The sequence below is a fragment of the Xanthomonas sp. SHU 166 genome (assembly GCF_000364685.1).
Classification (GTDB): domain Bacteria; phylum Pseudomonadota; class Gammaproteobacteria; order Xanthomonadales; family Xanthomonadaceae; genus Xanthomonas_A; species Xanthomonas_A sontii.
On record NZ_AQOJ01000755.1, the window covers coordinates 1 to 3,036 of the forward strand.

Consider the following 3,036-nt stretch of genomic DNA (forward strand, 5'->3'; position numbering starts at 1 on the left):
CGGCCGGCGGCGCCGGGCGCACGTAGTCCGGGCCGGCCATGCAGCCGCCGAGCAGCAACGCACTCAGCAGCGGCGCGAGCGGCGCCAGGCGGCGGGAAACGGGCGGTGGGGGCAGGGCGGTCACGGGGCGGCGCCGGCAGCGGGGACAGGCCGTCACCGTAGGCGCCGCATGGCGACCCCACGCTGACGCCTCACTGACGGCGCTGTCAGAAACGCAGCATGCGGCCGTCCAACGCCGCGTCTTGAACCGCTGCCAGCGCGTCCGCAACGTGGCGCTTGCAGCCGTCATCATGGCCGGCCAGTATCGGCGCATGAAGCTGCCCCATGCCCTGTCCTGCCTGTTCCTCGCCTGCCTGTTGCTGGGCGGCTGCACCTCGCATGCCGACACCACCGTGCCGTCGCCGATCCGCCTGAACCAGGTCGGTTTCCTGCCTGCCGCGAGCAAGCTGGCGGTGGTGCCGGATGGGCATGGCGACGCGTTCTCAATTGTGCGCGCGGACAGCGACGAGGTGGTGCTGCGCGGCACTCTCGGCGCCGCCGCGGCGTGGCCGCCGGCGCAGCAGACCGTGCGCATCGCCGATTTCTCCGCGTTGCGCACGCCGGGCCGCTACCGCCTGCAGGTCAACGGCCTGCCGCCCTCGGACAGCTTCGCCATCGGCGAAGACGCCTACAACGCGCTGTCGCGCGCCGCGCTCAAGGCCTACTACTACAACCGCGCCAGCACCGCGCTGGACGGCACTTACGCCGGCCGCCACGCGCGCGCTGCCGGCCATCCCGACGACCACGTGCTGGTGCATGCCTCGGCGGCCTCGCCCGAGCGCCCGGCCGGCACCGTGATCGCCGCGCCCAAGGGCTGGTACGACGCCGGCGACTACAACAAGTACGTGGTCAGCTCCGGCATCACCGTCTATACCCTGCTGGCCGCCTACGAGCAGTTCCCCACCTACTTCAGCACGCACCCGGAAGGCATTCCCGACAGCGGCGGCGACGTGCCGGACATCCTGCGCGAGGTCGACTGGAACCTGCAGTGGCTGCTGGCGATGCAGGACCCGCACGACGGCGGCGTGTACCACAAGCTGACCAACCTGGACTTCGCCGGCATGCAGATGCCGGACCAGGCGCGCGCGCCGCGCTACGTGGTGCAGAAGAGCACCGCGGCCACGCTCGACTTCGCCGCGGTGATGGCCCAGGCCAGCCGCATTTACGCGCCGTACGATGCGCAGTTCGGCGGCATCTCCACGCGCATGCTGGAGGCGTCGCGGCGCGCGTGGGCCTGGGCGCAGGCGCATCCGGACGTGGCCTACACGCAACCGGCCGACGTGCATACCGGCGCCTACGAGGACACCCGGTTCGACGACGAGTTCGCCTGGGCCGCGACCGAGTTGTATCTGGCTACCGCCGACGACGCCTTCTACGATGCGGCGATGGCACGCAAGGTGCCGGCCAGCGTGCCCGACTGGCGCCAGGTCGGCGGGCTGGCGTGGATGTCGCTGGCGCAGCACCGTGCGCGGCTGACCCCGCGTGCCGACCAGGCGCGGATCGCCGACGAGATCGAGGGCCTGGCCGATCACCTGGTGCAGGTGTGGCAGGGCTCGGCCTGGCGGGTGACCATGCGCGACGCCGATTTCCACTGGGGCAGCAACGCCACCGCGATGAACCAGGCGATGATGCTGCTGCAGGCCTACCAGTTGCAGCACAAGCCCGAATACCTGCAGGCCGCGCAGTCGCAGCTGGACTACGTGCTCGGCCGCAACCCGCTGGGCATGTCCTTCGTCACCGGCATCGGCGCGCGCTCGCCGATGCACATCCACCATCGCATCTCCATCGCCGACGGCGTCGCCACGCCGGTGCCGGGATGGCTGGTGGGCGGTCCGCAGCCGGGGCAGCAGGACGCCGACGCGTGCAAGCACGCCTACACGTCGTCGCTGCCGGCGCTGTCGTACCTGGACAAGGAATGCAGCTACGCCACCAACGAAGTGGCGATCAACTGGAATGCGCCGCTGGTGTATGTGAGCGCCGCGCTGCAGGTGCTGCAGCGCTGATCCACCACCGGCGCCGTGGCGCCGCTCAGCCCAGACGGGTGCCGAAGATGCGGTCGCCGGCGTCGCCCAGACCTGGCAGGATGTAGCCCTTCTCGTTGAGATGGTCGTCGATGGCGGCGGTGTACACCTCCACGTCCGGGTGCGCCGCTTCCAGGGCCTGCAGGCCTTCCGGCGCGGCGACCAGGAAGATGCCCTTGATCCGCCGCGCACCGGCGCGCTTGAGCATGTCCACGGTGGCGATGAGGGTGCCGCCGGTGGCCAGCATCGGATCCAGGATCAGCGCGTCGCGCTCCTCCAGTCGTCCGGTGAGACGTTCGAAATAGGGCACCGGCTGCAGCGTCTCCTCGTCGCGCTGCAGGCCGACCACGCTGACCCGCGCCGCGGGAATCAGCGCCAGCACGCCGGGCAGCATGCCCAGCCCGGCACGCAGGATCGGCACCAGGGTGATCTTGGCGCCGGCGATGCGCTGCACCTGGGTCGGGCCGGCCCAACCCTCCATGGTGTGGGTCTCGGTCTCCAGGTCGGCGGTGGCCTCGTAGCCGAGCAGGGTGCCCAGCTCGGTGACCAGTTCGCGGAAGCCCTTGGTGCTCAGCGCCGCGTCGCGCAACAGGCCGATCTTGTGCTGTACCAGCGGGTGGCGGACTTCGACGATCTTCATGGGCGCGCTCGCAAGGGGGAGGCGCACAGTGTGCCGCAGCCGGCTCCGGCGCCGCCAGGTGTGGGCGCCAGCGCGCGGCGGGTGACGCGCCGGGAAGGCGCATCGCCCGCCGTGCCGAGGCGACTCAGGCCGCGGGGTCGAGCACGTCGGCCGCGCGCGTGCGTGGCGCTGCTGCGCTGCGCGTCGCGGTACTGCGGGTGTCGATCTTGAACAGCGCCACCGCCTGGGTGAGTTGGCCGGCCTGGTCTTCCATCGAGCGCGCCGCCGCCGTGGCTTCCTCCACCAGTGCCGCATTCTGCTGGGTGGCCTCGTCCATCTGGGTGACGGTCTGGTTGA

At 71.2% G+C, this 3,036-nt stretch carries 2 protein-coding genes and 1 pseudogene; 1 reads left to right on the forward strand and 2 read right to left on the reverse strand.

Annotated elements, in window-relative coordinates:
- Positions 1–311: 311 nt before the first annotated feature.
- Complete coding sequence (locus D180_RS17540; protein ID WP_232760560.1) at positions 312–2,042, forward strand: glycoside hydrolase family 9 protein; 1,731 nt, start codon at positions 312–314, stop codon at positions 2,040–2,042.
- A gap of 25 nt (positions 2,043–2,067) precedes the next feature.
- On the opposite strand, the gene upp is transcribed toward D180_RS17540, so the two are convergent.
- Entirely contained in the window at positions 2,068–2,700 is a 633-nt protein-coding gene (upp, locus tag D180_RS17545) for a uracil phosphoribosyltransferase (RefSeq protein ID WP_017910423.1), read from the reverse strand.
- 124 nt (positions 2,701–2,824) lie between these two features.
- Positions 2,825–3,036, reverse strand: a pseudogene (locus D180_RS17550) (hypothetical protein); the annotation flags it as partial.

Bases quoted from the DNA above. Each gene is read 5' to 3' on its own strand.
- D180_RS17540 (WP_232760560.1), top strand. From the start codon at position 312: ATGAAGCTGCCCCATGCCCTGTCCTGCCTGTTCCTCGCCTGCCTGTTG.
- upp (WP_017910423.1), bottom strand. From the start codon at position 2,700: ATGAAGATCGTCGAAGTCCGCCACCCGCTGGTACAGCACAAGATCGGC.